This is a genomic window from Janthinobacterium sp. BCJ23 (assembly GCF_059617945.1).
This window is the reverse complement of the sequence record NZ_JCAQAW010000005.1, coordinates 105,152-123,181: the sequence shown is the minus strand read 5'-3', so window position 1 is coordinate 123,181 and position 18,030 is coordinate 105,152. Positions and strand designations below refer to the sequence as shown.

The 18,030-nt window shown below is 63.5% G+C and carries 16 protein-coding genes; 12 read left to right on the top strand and 4 right to left on the bottom strand.

The window, feature by feature from the left end; translation table 11 throughout:
* The first annotated feature begins 10 nt into the window (after positions 1-10).
* From AC54AG_RS17485 to AC54AG_RS17450, 8 genes are all read left to right on the top strand, one after another.
* A complete protein-coding gene (locus AC54AG_RS17485; protein WP_496631089.1) occupies positions 11-1,036 on the top strand; it encodes a LacI family DNA-binding transcriptional regulator in 1,026 nt (341 codons plus the stop codon).
* Positions 1,036-2,523, top strand: a complete 1,488-nt coding sequence (locus AC54AG_RS17480; protein WP_496631087.1) for a sugar ABC transporter ATP-binding protein — start codon at positions 1,036-1,038, stop codon at positions 2,521-2,523. Before AC54AG_RS17485 ends, AC54AG_RS17480 begins: the two co-directional genes overlap by 1 nt.
* Complete coding sequence (locus AC54AG_RS17475; protein WP_058049290.1) at positions 2,504-3,511, top strand: ABC transporter permease; 1,008 nt, start codon at positions 2,504-2,506, stop codon at positions 3,509-3,511. Before AC54AG_RS17480 ends, AC54AG_RS17475 begins: the two co-directional genes overlap by 20 nt.
* A gap of 97 nt (positions 3,512-3,608) precedes the next feature.
* Positions 3,609-4,544: a substrate-binding domain-containing protein gene (locus tag AC54AG_RS17470; RefSeq protein WP_254798620.1), complete on the top strand. Its 936-nt coding sequence runs from the start codon at positions 3,609-3,611 to the stop codon at positions 4,542-4,544.
* A 93-nt stretch (positions 4,545-4,637) separates the two neighbouring features.
* A complete protein-coding gene (locus AC54AG_RS17465) occupies positions 4,638-5,690 on the top strand; it encodes a sugar phosphate isomerase/epimerase family protein (protein WP_496631084.1) in 1,053 nt (350 codons plus the stop codon).
* A 9-nt stretch (positions 5,691-5,699) separates the two neighbouring features.
* Positions 5,700-6,851: a Gfo/Idh/MocA family protein gene (locus tag AC54AG_RS17460; protein WP_496631083.1), complete on the top strand. Its 1,152-nt coding sequence runs from the start codon at positions 5,700-5,702 to the stop codon at positions 6,849-6,851.
* A 9-nt stretch (positions 6,852-6,860) separates the two neighbouring features.
* Entirely contained in the window at positions 6,861-7,151 is a 291-nt protein-coding gene (locus AC54AG_RS17455; RefSeq protein WP_034752954.1) for a 2Fe-2S iron-sulfur cluster-binding protein, read from the top strand.
* A gap of 116 nt (positions 7,152-7,267) precedes the next feature.
* Positions 7,268-8,947: an outer membrane protein assembly factor BamB family protein gene (locus tag AC54AG_RS17450; protein ID WP_496631081.1), complete on the top strand. Its 1,680-nt coding sequence runs from the start codon at positions 7,268-7,270 to the stop codon at positions 8,945-8,947.
* Positions 8,948-8,965: 18 nt separating this feature from the next.
* Here AC54AG_RS17450 and AC54AG_RS17445 read toward each other — a convergent pair whose 3' ends face one another.
* Complete coding sequence (locus tag AC54AG_RS17445) at positions 8,966-9,277, bottom strand: hypothetical protein (RefSeq protein ID WP_496631080.1); 312 nt, start codon at positions 9,275-9,277, stop codon at positions 8,966-8,968.
* Between the two features lie 92 nt (positions 9,278-9,369).
* Here AC54AG_RS17445 and AC54AG_RS17440 point away from each other — a divergent pair, with 92 nt between their 5' ends.
* Both AC54AG_RS17440 and AC54AG_RS17435 read left to right on the top strand, forming a co-directional pair.
* Positions 9,370-9,639: a MoaD/ThiS family protein gene (locus AC54AG_RS17440; protein ID WP_496631078.1), complete on the top strand. Its 270-nt coding sequence runs from the start codon at positions 9,370-9,372 to the stop codon at positions 9,637-9,639.
* Positions 9,640-9,653: 14 nt separating this feature from the next.
* Entirely contained in the window at positions 9,654-10,751 is a 1,098-nt protein-coding gene (locus AC54AG_RS17435) for an exo-alpha-sialidase (RefSeq protein WP_496631076.1), read from the top strand.
* Here AC54AG_RS17435 and AC54AG_RS17430 read toward each other — a convergent pair.
* Complete coding sequence (locus tag AC54AG_RS17430; protein WP_496631075.1) at positions 10,724-11,347, bottom strand: TetR/AcrR family transcriptional regulator; 624 nt, start codon at positions 11,345-11,347, stop codon at positions 10,724-10,726. The genes AC54AG_RS17435 and AC54AG_RS17430 overlap by 28 nt on opposite strands.
* A gap of 169 nt (positions 11,348-11,516) precedes the next feature.
* Between AC54AG_RS17430 and AC54AG_RS17425 the strand changes: the two genes are divergently transcribed.
* Positions 11,517-12,560 (top strand): MBL fold metallo-hydrolase, encoded by a 1,044-nt coding sequence (locus tag AC54AG_RS17425; RefSeq protein WP_072455865.1) that lies wholly within the window; start codon positions 11,517-11,519, stop codon positions 12,558-12,560.
* 7 nt (positions 12,561-12,567) lie between these two features.
* Here the strand turns inward: AC54AG_RS17425 and AC54AG_RS17420 are convergent, their stop codons facing one another.
* Positions 12,568-12,900: a hypothetical protein gene (locus AC54AG_RS17420; RefSeq protein ID WP_034753595.1), complete on the bottom strand. Its 333-nt coding sequence runs from the start codon at positions 12,898-12,900 to the stop codon at positions 12,568-12,570.
* Between the two features lie 443 nt (positions 12,901-13,343).
* Between AC54AG_RS17420 and AC54AG_RS17415 the strand changes: the two genes are divergently transcribed.
* Positions 13,344-14,354 carry a substrate-binding domain-containing protein gene (locus AC54AG_RS17415; RefSeq protein WP_034752966.1) on the top strand — a complete coding sequence of 337 codons (1,011 nt, stop codon included), beginning with the start codon at positions 13,344-13,346 and terminating at the stop codon, positions 14,352-14,354.
* Positions 14,355-14,386: 32 nt separating this feature from the next.
* Here the strand turns inward: AC54AG_RS17415 and AC54AG_RS17410 are convergent, their stop codons facing one another.
* On the bottom strand, positions 14,387-17,983 hold the full coding sequence (locus tag AC54AG_RS17410) for an indolepyruvate ferredoxin oxidoreductase family protein (protein ID WP_496631072.1): 3,597 nt from the start codon (positions 17,981-17,983) through the stop codon (positions 14,387-14,389).
* Positions 17,984-18,030: the final 47 nt, after the last annotated feature.

The window sequence follows — 18,030 nt, the reverse complement described above, 5'->3', positions numbered from 1 at the left end:
GAAAAGCGCCATGCCTGCAGCCGTCCCATCCCCTTTGCCGACAGAAACCGTCTCCATCAGCGCCGTCGCCGCGCATGCGGGCGTGTCGGTGGCCACCGTCTCGCGCGTGATGAATGAGCAGGCGGGAGTGCGGGCGCCCACGCGCGACAAGGTGCTCGCTTCCGTCGCCGCGCTCGGCTACCGCATGAACCACCTGGCGCGCAGCCTGCGCACGGCCGAGAGCCGCATGCTGCTCACCATGGTGCCTGACGTGGGTAATCCGTTCTATGCGCAGATCGTGCGCGGCATCGATACGGTGGCGCGCGAACACGGCTACTTCGTGCTGCTGTGCGACACGGGCGCCGACGCGGGCCGCGAGCGCTCGTATTTCGACTTGCTGCGCATGCATCGTGCCGACGGCGCCATCTGCCTCGATCCGGACACGGTGCAGCATGCCCTGTCGCATGAATCCGTCACCCTGCCCTGGGTGGCGTGCTGCGAGTTCGACCCCGCCGTGGCCGTGCCCTATGTCGGCATCGACAACCACCGCGCCGCGTCCGACGCCGTCGCGCATCTGCTGTCACGCGGCCATACGCGCATCGGCCTGATCAATTCGGATGAGCGCTATCTGTACGCGCGGCAACGCCAGCAAGGCTATCTGGACGCTCTGGCGGCGGCCTGCTTGCCCGTGCAGCCGCAGTGGGTGCACACGGTGCAAAGCCTCGATTACGAAGCGGGCACGGCTGCCACTTTGCGGATGATGGCGCAGCCCGACGCGCCGACGGCCATCTTTGCCGTCTCCGACACCCTGGCCATTGGCGTGCTGAGCGCGCTGCGCCAGCTGAACAAACGCGTGCCAGAAGACGTGGCCGTCATCGGCTTCGACGATATCGCCATCGCCGCGCAGATCGATCCGGGCTTGACCACGATTGCCCAGCCGATGCGCGAGCTGGGCGAGACGGCGGCGCGATTATTGCTGCAGCGTTTGGCGGACCCGGCGGCCAGTGTGCCTGGTGTGCTGCTGCAACACCAATTAATTCTGCGAGGGAGTGCATAGTGAGCGTTGCCGTCGGTTTCGAGGGGGTCTGCAAGGATTTCGGCCCCGTGCGTGTCTTGCATGGCGTCAGTTTCAGCCTGTCGCCGGGGCGCGTGTATGGCTTGCTCGGCGAAAATGGCGCCGGCAAGTCGACCCTGATGAAAATCCTCGCCGGCTACGAGGCTGTCAGCGAAGGCCAGCTGCTGATCGATGGCCAGCCCCAGCGCTTTGGCAGTTCGCGCGCGGCGGAGAGCGCCGGCATCGTGCTGATCCACCAGGAATTCAACCTGGCCGAACACCTGACGGTGGCGCAAAACATGTTTCTGGGCCACGAAAAAACGCGCGGCTGGCTGCTCGACGAGAGCGCCATGAAGGAAGAAGCGTCGCGCTACCTGAAACAGGTGGGCCTGGACGTGTCGCCCGACACGAAAATCCGCGACCTCATCGTGGCTGAAAAACAGTTGGTGGAAATCGCCAAGGCCCTGTCGCGCCGCGCCCGCTTCCTGATCATGGACGAGCCCACGGCCACCCTGACGTCGTCGGAGACGCAGCGCTTGTTTACCGTGATGGCGCAGCTGAAAGCGGATGGCGTGACCATCCTCTACATTTCCCACAAGCTCGATGAAGTCGAGCGCAACACGGACGAGGTCATCGTCATGCGCGACGGGCGTTTCGTCACGCGCGAACCGACGGCCAGCCTCACGCGCCAGCAGATGGCGAACCTGATGGTGGGGCGCGAATTGTCGGACATGTTTCCGGTCAAGGTGGCGCTGGCGCCGGACGCGCCCGTGCTCCTGAAAGTGGAGGGCTTGTGCGTGCCCGGCTGGTCGAAGGACCTGTCGTTCGAGGTGCGCGCCGGTGAAGTACTGGGCTTTGCGGGCCTGGTGGGCGCGGGGCGCACGGAATCGTTCGAGGCGCTGCTGGGCTTGCGTCCGCGCAGCGCGGGCACGATCGAACTCAATGGCCGGCCCGTGGACATCCGCACCCCCAAGCAAGCCATGCAGAACGGCATGACCTACCTGAGCGAAGACCGCAAGGGAAAAGGTCTGCATGTGAACCTGGGCTTGCGCGAAAACCTCACGATGATGACGATGGAGCGCTATGCACGGCCGTGGCTCGATGTGGCCGGTGAAAAAGCGGCGCTGGCCAAGGCCGTCGGGGATTTCAATATCCGCACGGGCGACCTCGACAGCCGCGCGCGCATGCTGTCCGGCGGTAACCAGCAAAAGCTGGCGCTGGCGAAATACCTGCATTCGGACCCGCGTGTCGTCGTGCTCGATGAACCGAGCCGCGGCGTGGACGTGGGCGCCAAGCGCGACATTTACTTTTTGATCCACCGCCTGGCCGCCGAAGGGCGCGCCGTGATCGTGATTTCATCCGAACTGATCGAATTGATTGGCCTGTGCCACCGGGTCGCCGTGATGCGCGCCGGCACCTTGCAAGCCACCCTGTCTGCTGACCACCTGACTGAAGAGGAGTTGATTGCCCATGCAACCGGCACGCACTGATACGAGCGTATCCCCCCTGGCCCAATTCGGCGCGCGCATCAAGGGTTTTGGCCCCGTGCTGGGCCTGCTGGCCCTATGCATCGCGGGCACCTTGCTCAATGGCGACTTCGCCACCCTGGACAACCTGATGAACGTGCTCACGCGCACGGCCTTCATCGGCATCATCGCCGTCGGCATGACCTTCGTGATTATCTCGGGCGGCATCGATTTATCGGTCGGCTCCATGGCGGCCCTGATCGCCGGCTGCATGATCTATTTCATGAATGCGCTGGCGCAAGGGGCAGGCGGCGACTTGGCGCCGATCACCATGCTGGTGCTGGGCATCGCCATGGCCTTGGTCCTGGGCGCCGGCTTTGGCCTGATGCATGGCTTGTTGATCAGCAAGGGCAATATCGAACCGTTCATCGTCACTCTGGGGACGCTTGGCATCTTCCGCGCCGTGCTCACCTACCTGGCCGATGGCGGCGCCCTGACCCTGGACGCTACCTTGTCCGAGCTGTACAGCCCCGTCTACTACACGAGCGTGCTGGGCGCGCCGATACCGATCTGGATCTTTTTATTTGTCGCGGCGGCCGGCGCCATCATCCTCAACCGCACGACCTTTGGCCGCCACGTGCAGGCAATTGGTTCCAACGAGCAAGTGGCGCGCTATGCGGCCATCAATGTCGATAGAGTCAAGATCGCCACCTACATGCTGCTGGGCGTCTGCGTGGGCATCGCCACGGTGCTGTACGTGCCGCGGCTGGGTTCGGCCACGCCGACGACGGGCTTGCTGTGGGAACTCGAAGCGATCGCCGCCGTCGTCGTCGGCGGCACGGCGCTGAAGGGGGGAGAGGGACGCATCGTCGGCACCGTGATCGGCGCCATCCTCTTGTCCGTGATCAGCAACATCCTGAATTTGACCAGCATCATCAGTGTCTACCTGAATGCCGCAGTGCAAGGCGTGGTGATTATCGCCGTCGCCTTCCTGCAGCGAGGCCGCAAATAAAAACACAGCGGCGTTCTGAAAGGGCAGCCAACGGGCGCCCACAACCTTGGAGGAGAGCAGCATGAAGAGCTTTAGACGGGTAGCAGGGGTAGCAGGGATGGCAGTGCTGGTGATGCAGGCGTGGGCGCTGCCGAGTGCGCAGGCGGCGGAAAAGCTGGTAGTCGGCGTGGCCATCCCCACGGCCACGCACAGCTTTACGTCGGGCATCGTCTGGTGGGCGAACCAGGCCAAGGCGGAACTGGAAAAAGCCCATCCGGGGCTGAAAATCATCGTCAAGACGGCCGCCACGGCGCCGGAGCAGGCGAACCAGTTGCAGGACATGTTGACGGTGAACAAGATCAACACCCTGGTGATCTTCCCCATCGAATCGGCCTCGCTGACGCAGCCCGTCGCCCAAGTCAAGAACAAGGGCGTCTACGTCACCGTGGTCGACCGTGGCTTGACGAACACGCAGTCGCAGGATGCCTACATCGCGGGCGACAACACGGCGTTCGGCAAGCTGCCGGCCGAGTACCTGGCGAAAAGCCTGAATGGCAAGGGTAATATCGTCGTGCTGCGCGGCATGCCGACCACTCTCGACAACGAGCGCTATGATGCCTTCAGCGCCGTGATGAAAGGCCATCCCGACATCAAGGTCCTGGACGCCAAGTATGGCAACTGGAACCGCGACGATGCCTTCAAGGTCATGCAGGATTACTTGACGCGCTTCAAGCAGATCGACGCCGTCTGGGCCGCCGACGACGACATGGCCATCGGCGTGCAGAAAGCCATCGCGCAAGCGAAGCGCACGGACATCAAGCAAGTGTTCGGCGGCGCGGGCGCGAAGGGCGCCGTGAAAAAGATCATGGACGGTTCCGACCCGCTGATCGTGGCCGACGTGTCGTACTCGCCCAAGTTCATGTACGACGCCATCAAGCTGACGACGGAAGCGCGCCTGAAAGGTGATAAATTGCCGGCCAATACGATCATCCCATCGGTGCTGATCACGCGCGAGAACGCCAAGCAGTTCTACTTTCCGAACTCGCCTTTTTAAATTCTGGGGTCAGACCCCCTCGCTCGCTAGCAATGACCTGTGCGTTAGCGGCATTGAGGGTCTGACCCCGGCTTTATCTAACAGGACATTGACATGAAAACCATCCAGGGCCCGGCCATTTTCCTGGCCCAGTTTCTCGGCGATGAAGCGCCGTTCGACTCGCTCGAGCACCTGGCGCAATGGGCGGCCGGCCTCGGTTACAAGGGCTTGCAGCTGCCGACGGCGCCGCGCCTGTTCGACCTGGAGCAGGCGGCGGCCAGCCAGCAGTACTGCGACGACGTGGTCGCCCTGCTGGCGCGCCACGGTTTGCAGGTGACGGAACTGTCGACGCATCTGCAGGGCCAGTTGATCGCCGTGCATCCCGCTTACGACGCGCTGTTCGACGGCTTTGCGCCCGAGCATGTGCGTGGCGACTCGGCTGCGCGCACGGCCTGGGCCACGCAGCAACTGCTGTGGGCGGCCACCGCTTCGCAGCGCCTTGGCCTCAAGGCGCACGTGACGTTTTCCGGCGCGCTGGCCTGGCCGTATCTGTACCCGTGGCCGCAGCGCCCGGCCGGACTGGTGGAAACGGCTTTCGCGGAACTGGCGAAACGCTGGCTGCCCATCCTCGATGCGTTCGACGCCGCCGGCGTCGACCTTTGCTATGAGCTGCATCCGGGCGAGGACTTGCATGACGGCGTGACCTTCGAGCGCTTTCTGGCCGCCGTCAACGACCACCCGCGCGCGTCGATTCTGTACGACCCCAGCCACTTCGTGCTGCAGCAGCTCGATTACCTGGCATTCATCGACATCTATCACGCGCGCATCAAGGCCTTCCATGTAAAAGATGCGGAATTCAGGCCGAACGGGCGCCAGGGCGTGTATGGCGGCTATGGCGACTGGCAAGACCGCGCCGGGCGCTTCCGCTCGCTGGGCGACGGGCAGATCGACTTCAAGGCGATCTTTTCCAAGATGGCGCAGTACGATTTCCCGGGCTGGGCCGTGCTGGAGTGGGAATGCTGCCTGAAACACCCGGAGGATGGCGCGGCCGAAGGGGCGCGTTTCATCCGCGAGCACATCATCCACGTGGCTGAACGCGCGTTCGACGATTTCGCGGGCAGCGCTGTTGACCAGGATCAAATTCATCACTTGCTTGGCTTGAAATAAGGAAACGACATGCAGCGACGCTTACGGCTGGGCATGGTAGGGGGCGGGCAGGGCGCTTTCATTGGCGCCGTGCACCGTATCGCGGCGCGCATCGACGACCAATACGAACTGGTGGCGGGCGCCTTGTCGTCCGATCCGGACCGCGCGCGCGACAGCGGCGCCGCGCTGCATTTGGCGCCCGACCGCTGCTACAGCGATTACCGCGCCATGGCGCAGGCGGAGGCCGCCAGGGTGGACGGCATCGAAGCCGTGGCCATCGTCACGCCCAACCATTTGCATGCACCGGTCGCCACGGCCTTCATGGAAGCGGGCATCCACGTGATCTGCGACAAGCCGCTGGGCATTTCTCTGGCGGAAGGGCAAAAGCTGGCGGCGCTGGCCGAACAGAAAAATCTGCTGTTTGCGCTCACGCATACCTACAGCGGCTACCCGCTGCTGCGTCATGCGAAAGCCATGGTCGAGGCGGGCGATATCGGCGAACTGCGCCTCGTGCAAGTCGAGTATTCGCAGGATTGGCTGGCCGATGCGATTGCGGCGGGCGGCATGAACGAGGGCAACTGGCATAACGACCCGCAGAAAGCCGGGCCTGGCGGCACCCTGCTCGACGTGGGGCTGCACGCCTACCACCTGGCGCAGTTCGTCAGCGGATTGACGCCGCAGGTCGTGCTGGCGGAACTGTCGACGTTTGTACCGAATCGTACCCTGGACGACCACGTGCAGGTGATGTTGCGCTATGCGAATGGGGCCAAGGGTACGTTGTGGGCCAGCCAGGTAGCGACCGGTTGCGAAAACACGGTGCGTCTGCGCCTGTTCGGCAGCAAGGCCCAGCTGGACTTCGACCAGGAGAAACCGAACGAATTGTGGTGTACGCCGCAGGGCGGCAACCGCCAGCTGCTGCGTCCGGGGCGGGTCGACAGCGCGGCCGCGCGCCATGCCACGCGCGTGCCGGCCGGCCATCCGGAGGGGTATCTGGAAGCGTTCGCCCAACTGTACCTGGATGCGGCCCTGGCCATCCGCGCGCTGCAAGCGGGCTTGCCCGTGCCCAAGGAAGCGAGCTGGCTGCCGACGGTGGCCGATGGCGTGGCGGGCCTGGCCTTTGCCGAGGCCGTGCTGCGCAGCCATGTGGCGGGCGCCAGCTGGACGGCGCTGGCGGACTGTTAAACTGGGCGCATGAGCGCGCCTCCCTTTACCATCACCATCGTCCCGCAAGGCTGGCAATTCGCGGCAGAGGCCGGCACCACCATCCTGGCCGCCGCCGAGCTGGCCGGCATCCGCCTGCTCAGTTCCTGCCGCAACGGCACTTGCCGCACCTGCCTCTGCCACATGCCGGCGGGCCAGGTGCGGTACACGGTGGACTGGCCCGGCATCAGCCCCGATGAACGGCTCGACGGCTATATCCTGCCCTGCGTGGCCGTGGCGGAAAGCGATCTCACGGTGCAGGCGCGGGCCGTGCGCAAGTAAGGCGTCGCCGTGAGTATCTGTTAGATTTTAACAATGTTTCTCATGCTATAACATTCAGTCCAGGTTTCCAGCACACCTCCATTGGGGAGGAAATGAAACCTCAACATGGATATTGCATGCGTACATTACTCCCTTCGTTGTGGCAGGCCGCCGCATTGCCGCTGGCTATCATGACTACCTTGTCCGCCTGTGGCGGCGGTTCCGGCAGTACCGTTGGCGTGCCGCCCGGCTTGCAGGAAAAACCCGGCATGACCCTGTCGGCAGTGAGCGGCAGCTGCATCGCCCAGCCTGGCGCCACCTGCGATGACATCCGCGTGACAGTGCGTCTGGCCGATGGCGTGACCGATGCGCGTCCCCAGCCGCATGAACAACCGGCCAGCGGCACGGCTAGTGTGCTGCAGATGGCCGACCGCCAGAAGCAGGCCGATGGCAGCTGGCTGCTGACGTTCAAGACGCTGCCGAGCCTGGCACCGGGCGTGTACACGGGCAGGATCGAGCTGTCCCTGCCTGCCACAGTGGGCCTCTACAAGACGGAAAGCATCGATTACAAGGTCACTGTCGCGCCGCTCGCCGGCAGCATGGGCGCGCTGCAGGCCTTGCCCGGCGTAGGCGACTGGGAAGGCGTGAATGGCAATGCCGCGCATACGGGCCTGGTGCCGGTCACCCTCGACAGCAGCCGCTTCACGCGGCGCTGGACCTGGCTGGGCCCCACTTCCCCGCGCGGCTTCGTCGGCAGTCCCGTGGTGGCTGCCAACGGCCTCGTGTATGTCAGCCAGCAGTCCGCCGCGCCGGTGGACGGCAGCAGCACCAGATACGTGACCACCTCGACCGTGACGGCGCTCAGCGAGAGCGACAGCCAGGCGCGCTGGACCCAGTCGCTCACGTCGGATGGCTATCTGGGCGCGCCGGCCGTTGCGGGCGGCAAGCTGGCCATGGCCGGCAGCGATACCGTGTATGTCTTCGATGCGCTCGCTGGCGGTGCGCCGCTCGGCGTGCGTCCGCCGAATACGAATGGCGCGCTGCTGGGTGTTTCCCTGGCGACGGCGCCCACCTTTTCTGGCGGCAATGTCTATGTGGGCGGTAATAACGATATCAGCGGCATCGATGCGGCGGCGGGCCAGACCCGCTGGTCTGCCAGCCTCGGCTTGCCCAAGCTGGGCAACGTCAACGACTGGACGCCTGCCGTCATTGGGGGCACGGTGTACAGCCATGCGGCAGGGACATTGACGGCGTTCAATATCACCGATGGCACGGCCCGCTTCAGCGTGGCGGTGCCGGGTCAGGTGCTGGGGGGCTTGAACAAGAGCAGCTTGCGCCAGGCGCCCGTGCTGGCCGATGCCGGCAGTGTGCTGGTGCTCAATCAGCGGCCGCCGGCCGGCGAGACGGCGGATAACAGCCTGAGCCTGGTTGACGTGGATAGCCGCGCCGTGCGCTGGACGGTGCAGGGACAGTTCAGCACGCAGCCGGTGGTGGCGCAGGGCGTCGTGTACGTGGGCAACCAGGCCAGCCGGTCGCTCGAAGCGCGCCAGCTCGGCGATGGTGCGCTCCTGTGGCGCTGGCCCCTCGATACGGCCCTCGATGAGTACTTTGGCGGCGATCTGATCGTCACCGGCAATTTGCTGTTTGTTGGCGGGCGCAACAATACCTATGCGATCGACCTGGCCAGCCGCAAGGCCGTCTGGACCTACCGCATGGGCGGCAGCCTGGCACTGTCGCGCCATGGCGTGCTGTACATCCGCCAGGGCACGGATTTGCCCGGCAGCAGCATGGTCTTGACCGCCATCAACCTGCAGTAGCGGCTTGCCGCGCGGCGACTAGGGCTTGCCCGGGGTTTTCAGCCGCTGCAGCAGCGCATCCACGCTGTCGCTGACGGGCAAGCCGTGGCGGCGCAGCAGCTGCACGTGCAAGACGAGGTTTTCCAGCACCAGCTTGGCCGCCACGGCCAGCAAGGCCAGGTTGCGGTCTTCGGGGCTGAAACTTTCCATGGCGTCGGCCATCTCGCACAGGTGGTTGGCGATCAGTCCGCGCAATTCCTGCTCGTTGAAGGGCAGGTCGGCAAAATCGATGGGATCTGCCACCTCCACTTCCTGCATCAGCACCGCTAGTTCTTCCGGGGTAATCGTCATGCCTGGCCTCCTTGTGTGCTTGCCGCTATTTTAATTGTATTGGCCGCAAAGCGGACTAGAATGAGTCGAGGCCGACGACGTCGAAGGGCAGCATGGCGCATCTGCATTTTACGCAACAACTGGCACGCTATCTCGACGTCCCCACGGTGGATGTCGATGCACCACGCCTGCGCGCCGCCCTCGATGCCGCGTTTGCGCAGCAGCCGCGCCTGCGCGGTTATGTGCTCGACGAGCAGGGCGCCTTGCGCCCGAACGTGGTGATCTTCATCGACGGCGCCCGTTGCCGCGAGCGCCACGTGCTCGACGATGCCTTGCGGCCCGACAGCCAGGTCTATATCTTGCAAGCACTTTCCGGAGGTTAAGTATGGGACAAGGCATGGTTCAACGCGCGTATCTCGGCACCCGCAAGGGGCTGTTCCAGTTCGATGTCGATGCGGCTGGTGCCTGGCAGCTGGCGCTGGTGCAGTTTGCCGGCGATCCCGTCTCCATGCTGCTGCACGATGGCCGCGACGGCGCCGTGTACGCGGCCCTGAACCTGGGCCACTTCGGCGCCAAGCTGCACCGCCTCGACGCGGGCGCCAGCGCGTGGCAGGAAGTCGCCGTGCCCGCCTACCCCGCCAAGCCCGAGGACAGCACGGATACCGTGGACTGGACTTTGCGGCAAATCTGGTCGCTGGCGGCCGGCGGCCCGGACCAGCCCGGCGTGCTGTGGGCCGGGACTTTGCCTGGCGGCCTGTTCCGTTCCAACGACCGCGGCGAGAGCTGGCAGCTGGTGGAGTCCTTGTGGAACGTGCCGCAGCGGGCGCAGTGGTTTGGCGGCGGCTATGACGTGCCCGGCATCCACAGCATCTGCGTTGACCCGCGCGACAGCAACACAGTGCTCGTCGGCGTGTCCTGCGGCGGCGTGTGGCAAACGCTCAATGGCGGCGCCAGCTGGGCCTTGAGCGCGACGGGCATGCGCGCCGACTACATGCCGCCCGAGCTCGATGAAAACGAAGCCGTGCAAGACCCGCACCGCATCGTGCGCAGTGCCGGCACGCCGGACGCGCTGTGGTGCCAGCACCATAACGGCATCTGGCGTTCGGACGATGCCGGCTGGCACTGGCAGGAAGTGACGACGGCGCCGCTGTCGCATTTCGGCTTTACCGTGGCCGTGCATCCGCGCGATGGCGGCACGGCCTGGTTCGTGCCGGCGCAGGCGGACGTGCTGCGCATTCCCATCGACGGCGCGCTGGCCGTCACGCGCACGCGCGATGGCGGAAAAACTTTCGAAGTGTTGCGCGATGGACTGCCGCAGCAGCATTGCTACGACCTCATCTACCGCCACGGGCTGGCGCTGGCCGACGACGGGCGCAGTTTATTGATGGCGTCGACGACGGGCGGCGCCTGGTATTCCGGCGATGAGGGCGAACACTGGCAGACGCTGTCTGCCCACTTGCCGCCCGTTTATGCCGTCTGTTTCGCCACGCCGTAATAGCAAAGGAAGATATCGACGGCCAGTTCCGTTATTTCGCGCCGGCGTGCCGGGCCCAGCAGGGACTCACCCATGGTGATCTGCGGCCAAAAGGCAAAGGTTTTTAAAGGCGACATCAGCAGGTGCGCCACTTCCAAGGTCTCGCCCGCCTTGATGCGCCCGTCTTGCTGCGCCGCGCGGATCCAGATATTCAGTCCCGTTTCCTTCTCATTCAGGCGCGCCACCATGGCTTGCGCCCGCTCGGGCGAGTGGATGGTTTCGCCAAAGATCACACGCGCCAGGTCGATGAAGGCGGGATCGCACAGCAATTCCATTTTCTGCTCGACCAGGGCCAGCACCTGCGGCCGTAGCGGCTGGTCGGCCACATAGGGCACGGCTGGCTGGGACACGCTGCTTTCCCACATGCGCTGCAGGATTTCCGCGAACAACTCGTCCTTGCTGGGGAAATGGTTGTACACGGTGCGCTTGGAAACGGCGGCCGTGGCGGCGATCCTGTCCATGCTGGTCGCATCAAAACCGTGATCGCGGAACTCGGCGATGGCGGCATCGACGATGGCGACGCGCTTGCGGTCGGTGAGGCGTTGCGGTGCGGCCATGGCTGAAAATCTCCTTTGAAAACAATATTTTACACCTCTTGGTTTACTTTGCCAGAAATAGGAACTACACTGTGTAGTGTAATTTAATCCTTGTTAATTCCTTGCCGGGCCATATATGCACTTGAACCGAGCCGCACGTCGTCTCTTCTTTCTGGGAGTCCTGATCATCATGAGTTCTTGCACCTTGCGCGCCGCGCCTGCCGCGCCCGCTGAATCACCGCAACGCCACGAAGGCAAGTTCCGCAATCCCGTGGAAATGTACAAGCTGGGCACGACAGCGACGCTCAAGCTGCTGTGGACATTTGTCTTTGATAAACCGGATAGCACGGTGCCGGCCGCGGCCGTTCCCGTGCAAGCCTTGACCCGGGCGCAGCTGCTGGCCGCGCCCGACAACAGCCTGTTTCGCCTCGGCCATTCGACCCTGCTGCTGAAACTTAACGGCGAATTCTTCCTCACCGACCCCGTGTTTTCCGAGCGCGCCTCGCCGGTGCAGTGGGCGGGACCGAAACGTTTCCACCAGCCGCCCATCAGCATCGCCGACTTGCCGCCGATCAAGGCCATCATCCTGTCGCACAACCATTACGACCACCTCGACTATGCCGCCGTGCTGCAACTGGCCGCCAAGACCGAACATTTCGTTGCGCCGCTGGGCGTGGGCGATACCCTCGTCGAATGGGGCGTACCGAAGGAAAAGGTACAGCAGTTCGACTGGTGGCAAGGCACGACGATTGCCGGCGTGAAACTCGTCGCCACGCCGTCGCAGCATTTCTCGGGGCGCGGCCTGTTTGACAGCAATCAAACCCTGTGGGCCTCGTGGGTCATCGACGCTCCGGACGTGCGCGTGTTTTTCAGCGGCGACTCCGGCTATTTCGACGGTTTCAAACAGATCGGCGACAAGTACGGCCCGTTCGACATGACCATGATCGAGACGGGCGCCTACGACAAACTGTGGCCGGACGTGCACATGCAGCCGGAACAGACCTTGCAAGCGCACCAGGACTTGCGCGGCAAGTGGCTCATGCCCGTACACAACGGCACGTTTGACCTGGGGCTGCATGCCTGGCACGAACCGTTCGACCGCATCACGGGGCTGGCGGCCAAGCAGGGCGTGAACCTGGCCACGCCGCAGATGGGCGAGGCGGTCGACCTGGCGCAGCCGAAAAAAGGCGAAAAATGGTGGCTGGCAATGCTGGAAGAAGAGATGGCGCGGTAACGCTGGCTCAGGCCGTCACGTCGATCAGGCGTCCCAGGGTCTGGCCATAGCCGTTCAGCTGGGGCGTGCTTTTCGGTGCGGCCGGGGCCGCTTGTTGCGGCACGGCCACCTTGATCGCCTGGTCCAGCTGCGGTGCCTTGACGGCGGCCGGAGCATCGGCCTGCGCTTGCTGGCTGCTGCGTTGCGTTTGGCTCAGCGATTCCTGTTCCCGCGCCAGCAACTGGCGGCTTTGCGCCAGCTGTTCGCTGTCGCGCTGCACCTGGTTCTGGCCTTGTTCGACCCTGCGCTGCGCCGTGGCCAGCGAGGCTTGCAAGTTGTTGACGGACGTTAGCGATACCACATTGTTCACCTTTGAAAGTATGTCCAGGCGTACAGGGAAGGGAGGGGGCCCGGGCCATGTGCTGCATCAGACGCAACATGCCTGACAGTAACCTTTACCTGAATCAAGAGTAGGACAAATTCTCGCACAGTTCCAGTAAATATGTTTTCTTGATAATGCTATCGCGCGCGCCCTGTGTTGCCGAAGCGGCATGCCAAAGGTGAGGCAATGATTGTCGAAGTGAGCACATGCTGTCGCCTGCGAGCATTGTTTATCAGCCATCGGTGACGCCGTGCCGTAGAGAGGCACAAGTGCTCACATTTAAAACGTTGCTTTTTAGATAGTCAATGTATTGTTGTTTTTTGTACCATGTCTGCGCCCGCTAATGCGCGGCCTGTTTGGCGCTCTGGGCTATAATGGACGGTCAGAGTTGGTTTCTTTTGCCATACAGACAGGTAGTTAACATGAATCTCAAGAGCCTCGCAATTGCCCTCGGCATGTCGAAAACGACAGTCAGCAGGGCGTTGAACGGCTATCCGGAAGTCAATTCCCGCACCCGTGAAATCGTCCTGGCCGCCGCCAAGAAAGTCGGCTACCGGCCCAATCCGCTTGCGCGCAGCCTGGCCGTCGGCCGCACGAATGTGCTCGGCATGATCTACCCGTTGCTGCCCAGCGACCTGGGCGACAGCGTCTTTCTTTCCGTGGTCAATGGCATGTCCGACGCCGTCGAAGCGTCGAAGATGAGTTTGATCATCGCGCCCGTGTCGCCGCAGAACGAACAGCCCTCGTATGAAAACATGGTGCGCGGGCGCCAGGTCGATGGCCTGGTGGTGGGCCGCACCAAGGTGGTCGACGAGCGCATCGCCTACCTGACGAAAGTCGGCTTTCCCTTTGTCGCGAATGGCCGCACGCGCATCGATGCGCCGTACGCCTATTTTGACTACGACAACGACACGGGCATCGACCTGGCCGTGTCTTTCCTGGCGGCGCATGGCCACCAGCGCATCGCCCTGCTGAGCGCCCCGCTGGATCTGCATTTTGCGTATGAGCGTAAGGAAAGCTTTATCCGCTGCATGGCCCAAGCGGGCTTGCCGGTCGATCCCGCCTATCTGCTCGACAATACTTTTGATCGCCGCAGCGGCTACCAGGCCATGCAGCAATTGCTGGCCTGCTCGCCCCGACCCACGGCCGTCATCGTCGACAACCATTTGTCCGGCGTGGGCGTGGTGCGCGCGCTGATGGATGCGGGCATCGAGATCGGCAAGGAAATCTCCGTCATCGTCTGGGGCAATGTGGAAGACACCTTGATCGGCATCAACGTCACCACCATCGACCAGCCCGACCTGCGTCGCGCCGGCGCGAAAATGGTCGAAATGCTGGAATCGCTGCTGGCCGGCACGCCGCCGGAACGGCTGCAGGAAATCTGGCAGCCGGTGCTGTTGCCGGGAGCGACGGTGGGGCGCTGCCCCGAATAAAAAAACGCAGAGCCGAGGCTCTGCGTTGTCTTTTATGCCGCGTGCTTGCTTCCATCCGCCAGCACGGCCAATAGTCTCGCCTTATCCTTGCGGTAAGTATCGACTGCCGCTTCCTTGACGTGGCCGAAGCCGCGGATTTTCTCGGGCAGGGAAGCCAGTTCCACGCAGGTGGCCAGGTTGTCCGCCGTCAGGTTGACCAGCAGGCCGGCCAGCAGTTCGCGGTATTCGACGATCAGCGCGCGTTCCATCTTGCGCTCGGCCGTGTAGCCGAAGAGGTCGAAGGTGCCGCCGCGCAAGCCCTTGGCTTTGGCCAGCAGCTTGAAGGCGCGCCCCATCCACGAACCGAACTCCGCTTTCACCAGATGCCCTTTCGCATCTTTTTTCGCGAACAGCGGCGGCGCCAGGTTGAATTTGACGGAGAAATTCCCTTCGAACTGCTGCTGCAATTGCTCCACGAAACGGCCATCCGTGTACAGGCGCGCCACTTCGTATTCATCCTTGTAGGCCAGCAATTTGAAATAGCTCTTGGCGACAGCCGTCGACAGTTTCTGGCCCAGTCCCAGGGTGTTTTCGCGGTCGCGCACCTGTTTCACCAAGGTCGCATAACCATCCGCATACGCGGCGTTTTGGTAGGCCGTGAGGAATTCCACGCGCTTCTTGATGACGCTGTCGAGGCTTTGCGGCATTTGCACGATGATCGCTTGCGCTGGCGTGGCGATTTGCGTCACCTTGCGCACGTCGACGGCGGCGCGGCGGCCCCACAGGAAACTCTTCTTGTTCGATTCGATGCCCACGCCATTCAATTCGATGGCGCGCAGCAAGGCCGCTTCCGTCAACGGGATACGGCCCTTTTGCCAGGCGTAGCCGAGCATGAACAAGTTGGCGGCAATCGAGTCGCCCATCAGCGCGGTGGCCAGTTTGGTGGCGTCGATGAAGTCGGCCGCATCGGCGCCGCCGACGGATTCCTCGATCAGCTGGCGCACTTCCGCCGTCGGATATTGCCAGTCCGCATTCTGCGCAAACGTGCCCGGCGGCTGCTCGTGCAGATTGACGACGGCCAAGCTGCGGCCCGGACGCATTTTCGACACGGCATCCTGCGCCCCGGCCGTCAGCATGTCGCAGCCCAGGATCAGATCCGCTTCGCCCGTGGCGATGCGCTGGGCGCGGATGTGCGCGGGGGATTTGGCGATTTTCACGTGAGAGGTGACGGAACCGTTCTTTTGCGACATGCCCGTCATGTCCAGCACGGACGCGCCCTTGCCTTCCAGGTGCGCCGCCATGCCCATCAGGGCGCCGACGGTGATGACACCGGTGCCGCCGATGCCGTTGATGAGGATGTTGTACGGTGCGTCGCAAGCGGGCAGGACGGGTTCCGGCAGCGGGCCGAAGTTGTCCGTCTCGCCCGCTTTGCTCGCGCCCGTCTTGGTCTTCTTCAGGCTGCCGCCTTCGACAGTGACGAAGCTGGGGCAGAAACCCTTGGCGCACGAGTAATCCTTGTTGCACGAGGATTGGTCGATGGTGCGCTTGCGGCCAAATTCCGTCTCTTTCGGCAAGATGGACACGCAGTTCGACTGCACGCCGCAGTCGCCGCAGCCTTCGCAGACGGCGTCGTTGATGACCATGCGCTTGGCTATGTCTGGATACTCGCCTTTTTTGCGGCGCCGGCGTTTCTCTGCCGCGCACGTCTGGTCGTAGATCAGTACGGATACGCCTTGCACTTCGCGCAATTCGCGCTGCACGGCATCCATGTCCTTGCGGTCGTGCAAGGTCAGGTGGGCGGGCAGGTTGCTGCGGTCGCTGTAGCGGCTCAGGTCTTCCGTCACCAGCGCAATGCGGGCGATGCCTTCGGCCGCCACCTGCTGCGCCATCATCGGGACGGTGATGAGGCCGTCCACGGGCTGGCCTCCCGTCATGGCGACGGCGTCGTTGTAGAGGATTTTGTAAGTGATATTCACCTTGGCCGCCTGCGCGGCACGGATGGCCAGATAACCGGAATGGAAATATGTGCCGTCGCCCAGGTTCTGGAACACGTGCGGCAGTTCCGAGAACGCGGCTTGCCCGATCCATGGCGCGCCTTCGCCGCCCATGTGCGTGGTCAGCTTGTTCATTTCCGGGTAGATCGAGGTGGCCATCACGTGGCAGCCGATGCCGGCCAGCGCCAGGCTGCCGTCGGGTACCTTGGTCGAGGTGTTGTGCGGGCAGCCGGAGCAGTAAAACGCGGGGCGGAACGGCGTGTTCACGGCTTTCTTTAATACCGCATCCTTGGCGTCGAGGAAGCTCAGGCGCGCCTTGATCAGGTCGCACGTGACGGGGTCGGAAATCAGGCGCGCGATGCGGCTGGCGATGACACGCGCCACTTGCGAGACGGAAAAATCCGCCTTCGAGGTCAGCAGCCATTCGCCGCGCGGCGCCACCCATTCGCCTTTTTCGTCGAACTTGCCGATCACGCGTGGGCGCACGTCGTCGCGCCAGTTGTACAGCTGCTCTTTTAATTGGTATTCGACGATTTGCCGTTTTTCTTCGACAACGAGGATTTCATCGAGGCCTTGCGCGAATTCGCGCACGCTGTCCGGTTCCAGCGGCCACGGCATGGCGACCTTGAACAGGCGCATGCCGACGTCGGCCGCCATTTGCTCGTCGATGCCCAGCTCTTCCAGCGCCTCGAGCACGTCCAGGTAGGATTTGCCGGACGCGATGATGCCCAGCTTGGCGTTCGGGCTGTCGATGGTGGTGTGGTTGAGCCTGTTTTCTCGCGCGTAGGCCAGGGCCGCATAGATCTTGTAATCCTGCATCAGCGCTTCCTGGTTGCGCGCCTGCTGGCCCAGCGGGATGCTCGACAGGCGCGCGTTCAGGCCGCCTTCAGGCATCTGGAAATCCTGCGGAATTTTTACTTCCACGCGGAACGGGTCGGCATCGATGGAGGCCGACGATTCGACCGTGTCGGCCAGGGCCTTGAAAGCGACCGTGCAGCCGGAAAAGCGCGACATGGCCCAGCCGTGGATGCCGAGGTCCAGGTATTCCTGCACATTGCATGGATACAGGACGGGGATCATCGAGGCGGAGAACAAATGGTCGGACTGGTGCGGCAGGGTCGACGAATAGGCGCCATGGTCGTCGCCGGCCACCAGCAGCACGCCGCCCAGTTTCGCTGTGCCCGCATGGTTCATGTGCTTGAAGACATCGCCGCAGCGGTCCACGCCAGGACCCTTGCCGTACCACATGGCGAACACGCCGTCGTACTTGGCCGGGCCGATCAGGTCGACCTGCTGCGAACCCCAGACGGCGGTCGCGGCCAGGTCTTCATTGACGCCGGGCACGAACTGCACGTGGTGCGCTTCCAGCTGTTTCTTGGCTTTCCACAGGTTCTCGTCGAGGCCGCCCAAGGGCGAACCGCGGTAGCCGGAGATGAAACCGGCCGTGTTCAGGCCAGCAGCCTGGTCGCGCAGGCGCTGCATCATCGGCAGACGTACGAGGGCCTGGATGCCGGACAGGAAGATGGCGCCGGAAGTGGCCGTGTATTTGTCGTCGAGGCTGACGGTGGTCAAACGGGAAGTGTCGGGGGGTGTAGATGGCGCGGCACCGGCGTTTCTAGCGAACGCTGCGGAGCCGTTTTCCGTGGTCACGGACATGGCTGTCTCCAAAAGGGTGTTTCAGATGACGGCTGTACAAGGGACGC

Bases quoted from the DNA above. Each gene is read 5' to 3' on its own strand.
- AC54AG_RS17450 (WP_496631081.1), top strand. From the start codon at position 7,268: ATGCGTACATTACTCCCTTCGTTGTGGCAGGCCGCCGCATTGCCGCTG.
- AC54AG_RS17410 (WP_496631072.1), bottom strand. From the start codon at position 17,983: ATGTCCGTGACCACGGAAAACGGCTCCGCAGCGTTCGCTAGAAACGCC.
- AC54AG_RS17435 (WP_496631076.1), top strand. From the start codon at position 9,654: ATGGTTCAACGCGCGTATCTCGGCACCCGCAAGGGGCTGTTCCAGTTC.
- AC54AG_RS17455 (WP_034752954.1), top strand. From the start codon at position 6,861: ATGAGCGCGCCTCCCTTTACCATCACCATCGTCCCGCAAGGCTGGCAA.
- AC54AG_RS17415 (WP_034752966.1), top strand. From the start codon at position 13,344: ATGAATCTCAAGAGCCTCGCAATTGCCCTCGGCATGTCGAAAACGACA.
- AC54AG_RS17445 (WP_496631080.1), bottom strand. From the start codon at position 9,277: ATGACGATTACCCCGGAAGAACTAGCGGTGCTGATGCAGGAAGTGGAG.
- AC54AG_RS17425 (WP_072455865.1), top strand. From the start codon at position 11,517: ATGAGTTCTTGCACCTTGCGCGCCGCGCCTGCCGCGCCCGCTGAATCA.
- AC54AG_RS17475 (WP_058049290.1), top strand. From the start codon at position 2,504: ATGCAACCGGCACGCACTGATACGAGCGTATCCCCCCTGGCCCAATTC.
- AC54AG_RS17460 (WP_496631083.1), top strand. From the start codon at position 5,700: ATGCAGCGACGCTTACGGCTGGGCATGGTAGGGGGCGGGCAGGGCGCT.
- AC54AG_RS17430 (WP_496631075.1), bottom strand. From the start codon at position 11,347: ATGGCCGCACCGCAACGCCTCACCGACCGCAAGCGCGTCGCCATCGTC.
- AC54AG_RS17440 (WP_496631078.1), top strand. From the start codon at position 9,370: ATGGCGCATCTGCATTTTACGCAACAACTGGCACGCTATCTCGACGTC.
- AC54AG_RS17465 (WP_496631084.1), top strand. From the start codon at position 4,638: ATGAAAACCATCCAGGGCCCGGCCATTTTCCTGGCCCAGTTTCTCGGC.
- AC54AG_RS17485 (WP_496631089.1), top strand. From the start codon at position 11: ATGCCTGCAGCCGTCCCATCCCCTTTGCCGACAGAAACCGTCTCCATC.
- AC54AG_RS17470 (WP_254798620.1), top strand. From the start codon at position 3,609: ATGGCAGTGCTGGTGATGCAGGCGTGGGCGCTGCCGAGTGCGCAGGCG.